Raw genomic sequence first — 4,129 nt, forward strand, 5'->3', positions numbered from 1 at the left:
GTAGGGGATGGTGTAAGTATCGAAATTGTCAGGCGCTATATTCAAGAGCAAGGAGATGAAAAAGAGAAGGCTCGTATGCAACAGATGAACCTTTTTCCCATCTAGATACCCCGCAGCTTGCTGCGATTGGGTTATTCATTCTCAGCTCCGAACGGACCGCTGATGGAACGAATCAGGCGCTTTTGGACTGCGAGGCAGAGATGCTCGTAGGGAAACAGCCAGCCCCCTTGTTGAACCAAGCCATAAAGCGCCTCCCAGGCATCAACGTCCAGGGTGCAGCCCAAAGCCCCTTGGCAAAAGTCAATACGACCGCAGTGGCGCAGCCCATATAAGCTTTTGAAGAAAGCATCAATCTGCATCTTCTCACAGTCATCCCGGTTCCATCCCCTTTGGTAAAGCGGAGTATAGCCATCGAGATAGTCTAATCGTGGCGCAATATTCCACAGTTTTCCCCAAAGCTGCCCCGCAACCTGGCTAGAGACTGTTGCGATTAAAGGCTGCAACAGCTTGTCGTGTAAGGAAACTGCATTGCCTGGATTTTGCCAGTGAGAACTTACCCAGAAAGAATCTGGAATATCAAATAGACTTTCAACGACGAAAATCTCAGGTGTCGGCAGATTCAGGTAGCTGTAAGCTTTACCGACTGATACTTGAATTGCTGCCTCAGCCGAAGCGTCGGTGGAAAACGTCAATTTTCGCCACTTCTTCCGGTAATCGGTGAGCTGGTCTTCCTGGGCGGGAGTTAGCTGACTAATTTTCTGGATTTCTTTCATAGGATGGTGAATAGCTCAGACAGCCTACCTTCAGTTGATGGGGCGATCGCCTATAGATCCGTCACGCAGCCTGCGCCATTAATCTTCTAGATAAGCCTTAAGTGAAGTTAATTGTTATGCCTTCGGGGGTCTGCCGGTCAGTAACCTTGGGTGTGGGTAGTCAGCCAGTAACAAAAGGGAAAAAATAGACGATAAGCAAAAGAAAATGTCCGTGACTTGTCTTTATTATTTTTGACCTATTTAACATCCATAGGATGCGATACCATGCTAAGTCTTACGATCTCCTCCGAAGGTGGGCTTTGAGCATTAAGCCTTAACGTATTATTTTGAATAGGATAAATCTTACTCAATTCTTCTAAATGACTTTCGATAGTGTGGATATATTTGCCAGTGAGCACTTGCCAAAATAAGCGACCAAGGCAAAATGAAGCTCGCCAAGAAAAAATGGCATCTTGTAAGTCAATATGACTTTTTTCAAAGAAAAAATGTCCCAGTAATCCTGTTAACTGACTTAAGGGCAATGCAAATAAGAGTAAAGGTTGGTGTAATTGCCAAGCACTTAATAGAAGTCCATAGAAGATGACAATACCCACTAAATGCAACGCGATATTGAGAGGATTTTGGTGCTTTAAAACAAAAATATCCCAATAGTCCGTAAAAGGATGATCAAGAATGTGAGTGTTAATTTTGTTTCTTTGACTAGGAGAGGGCATATTAAAATTAGTTGTTTGCTAATTGAGACTCTAAAGTAATTGATTTCCTGAGCATTGACTGGTTAAGAATGAGTATGGGGAAACAGTAAAGAGCCATAGGCTTGCTTTCCTAATTGATTGCTTACTTCCCCTTTTTGAACAACTAACTCTCCGTTGATGTAAACAGCATCAATAATCGTTTCCGAACCGCGTTTGACTATCCGTAATTCACCATCTAAATTGGGATCGGCGATCGCCTCCATCGGACTAATTTCTGCGTGCAATGCTTGGGGATTAAGGATGAGTAAATCAGCTTGAGAACCAACTTTAAGAACCCCCGTATTTAATCCAAACCATTGGGCTGGTTCACCTGTAACGCGATGGATTGCAGCTTCAGGAGTTAAAAATCCAGTGGTCATAGCTTGTTTTAATAATGACAGTGCACCATCGTAATAGCCTAAATTACGCATATGCGCCCCTGCATCGGTAAACCCAGGGAAAATATAGGGATGTTTCATTAGCTCTAGTCGAGGTTGGAGACGATCATTGGCGGCAGTGGTCAACCAGTGTAGATCGGTATCGTATTCAACTAGGGCTTCTATAAAAAAGCCTAGGGGATCTCGGTTTTCCTTGGCTGCTACCTCAGCAATGTTTTGTCCCTCCCAGTCCGCAATCGGACTACGGGTAATGATCATTTGCTCTAATTGACGATGAAAAGATTTGTTTTTACTTCGTTCCCAATCGTTACGAAACTGCTCTCGAAAAAGGGGCGATCGCCACAGATTTTGCCGCTCGACTCGGCTTGTACAACTATTTAACTTGGCCCCCGTTGCAAACTCTTCAAATAAGGGAGTCATTGGCCCTTCTCCATAGACCGTAAAGGGCTCTGTTAAGGTTTGAAACCGCACGTTACCGCCTAATATATTATTCCATAGAGCCAATAAAGGAGCAAACCCTCGCCATAATTGCCGTGCATGAACAAAATCCAAAGCTGATAGCACAGTCATTTTTAAGGGCTTTTGGCCCAATCCCATGCCTAAACAAAAAACGTGCCAGAAAGAAGCTAAATTTTGGGGATTGGGAGTTACTTGTAAAACGCGATTGGCTTGACGACACAGATTCGCTAAATAGTCATATTCTGGAAATTGGGCGTGTTGAGAAGGGATGGTATGGGCCGACCATTGACCACTCATCCAATGCCAGGGAAACATATCAATAGAAAACCCTAAAAAACCTGCTTCTAAGGCATTTTGTAGGATATTTCCCATGGTTTTTAATTCGAGGGGGGTTGGTTGGTCAGTTAAACTACGTTCTAGTCCCATAACGTGAGCACGGAGACCGCTATGACCGAGGAGAGGGGATACATTAGGGCCGAGGGGCAAGGTTTGGAGATGGGCTAAATACTCCCCAGGACTATCCCAAATGATCGCCTTTTCTAGCCATTTTTGCAGAAAACGATGGGGTAGGGTTTCTACTCGTTGAAACATGGCAGCCAACATGACTGGCTCACCAATTGCAATGGATAAACTACAATTTCCGATAATAACCGTCGTGACCCCATGCCGCACTGATTCTGTTAACCCAGGTGCGACTTCTAATTCCAGATCGTAGTGGGTATGAATATCTAAAAAGCCAGGTGTAACCCAGTGATCGTGGGCATCAATTACTTTTTTCGCTGGTAGGTTTAACTGGGGGGCCAGGGCGACAATTTTGCCCTGGGCAACAGCAACATCTTGCAGGATAGGAGGTGACCCATTTCCATCAAAAACGAGTCCATTTTGAATGACCAGATCCCACATTAGTTTTCACCTCCTCCCACCATTTGCCCATGTTCCACCCGATGCCACACTAGCGATTGACGCACAATACAGAGCTTCAATACCGTTACCAGCATCACTGGAATCCAATGCCCCATATACAATAATCCCCCCACCGTACTATTGAGTAATCCCCAGCCGCGTCGGTTCTCAAATTTAATTAATCCCCGCCCCATCTCCACCATTAAAATCAGCCCTAAAATGGTTTGCAATGGCCACAAAACAAGTAATTGTTCCGTTGTTAGTGACCATGCGCCATCGGCTAATAGTCCTAGCGGTAGCAAAAACTGCAATATCAAAAACATCCATAAATCAATGGCCGCATACCCTCGAATCTGGCAAAGCGGGGCAAAGTAATCTATATAACGCTGATAACCACCTTCTGCCCAGCGACAGCGTTGTTGCCAAAATTGCCGCCAATTTGTTGTCCCTTCTTCGTAAACAGAAGTATCAGGCAGAAAAACAATCTTAAACCTTGCCAAGTAAAGCTGAAAAGTCAAGTCTAGGTCATCTGCGAGGGTGTCTTCATTCCAGCCACCGCACTGCTGTAGGCTTTGGCGAAGAATAAATGTGCCATTTCCACGCAAATCAACCCAGGCCCCTGCGGCTGATCGTTGGCACTGTAAAGCGGCATCAAAACTCTGTTCCCACTGTTGAAATTGGGTTAAACCGTTCATGCCAGCATTGAGCAATTGTTTTCGCAGTTGAACGCCTCCCACCTCTGGCTGATGAAAGGGGAGTACAGCGCGGCGGATCGCGTTAGGCTCAAGCCAGGCATCTGCGTCAAAAACTCCGATAATTTCGCCTGTGGTCTGGGGAAAAACGGCATTTAATGCCCCCGATTTAC

Annotated in this window: 4 protein-coding genes; all 4 read right to left on the bottom strand. The window is 45.3% G+C overall.

From position 1 onward, the window contains the following. Positions 1-131 precede the first annotated feature (131 nt). The gene (locus IQ219_RS17405) at positions 132-773 is read right to left on the bottom strand and encodes a hypothetical protein (protein ID WP_194073449.1); all 642 of its coding nucleotides are present in this window, start codon (positions 771-773) and stop codon (positions 132-134) included. Positions 774-1,009: 236 nt separating this feature from the next. Beyond that, entirely contained in the window at positions 1,010-1,486 is a 477-nt protein-coding gene (locus IQ219_RS17410) for an Mpo1-like protein (protein ID WP_194073450.1), read from the bottom strand. A gap of 62 nt (positions 1,487-1,548) precedes the next feature. After that, positions 1,549-3,264 (bottom strand): amidohydrolase family protein, encoded by a 1,716-nt coding sequence (locus IQ219_RS17415; protein ID WP_194073451.1) that lies wholly within the window; start codon positions 3,262-3,264, stop codon positions 1,549-1,551. Beyond that, positions 3,264-4,129 (bottom strand): glycosyltransferase family 2 protein (locus IQ219_RS17420; protein WP_194073452.1); only part of this gene is annotated, 866 nt, incomplete at its 5' end. The genes IQ219_RS17420 and IQ219_RS17415, both read right to left, overlap by 1 nt.

The sequence above is a fragment of the Synechocystis sp. LEGE 06083 genome, assembly GCF_015207725.1.
In the GTDB taxonomy this organism is placed as follows: domain Bacteria; phylum Cyanobacteriota; class Cyanobacteriia; order Cyanobacteriales; family Microcystaceae; genus Synechocystis; species Synechocystis salina.

Coding starts and splice junctions, on each gene's coding strand:
- IQ219_RS17405 (WP_194073449.1), bottom strand. CDS start 773: ATGAAAGAAATCCAGAAAATTAGTCAGCTAACTCCCGCCCAGGAAGAC.
- IQ219_RS17410 (WP_194073450.1), bottom strand. CDS start 1,486: ATGCCCTCTCCTAGTCAAAGAAACAAAATTAACACTCACATTCTTGAT.
- IQ219_RS17415 (WP_194073451.1), bottom strand. CDS start 3,264: ATGTGGGATCTGGTCATTCAAAATGGACTCGTTTTTGATGGAAATGGG.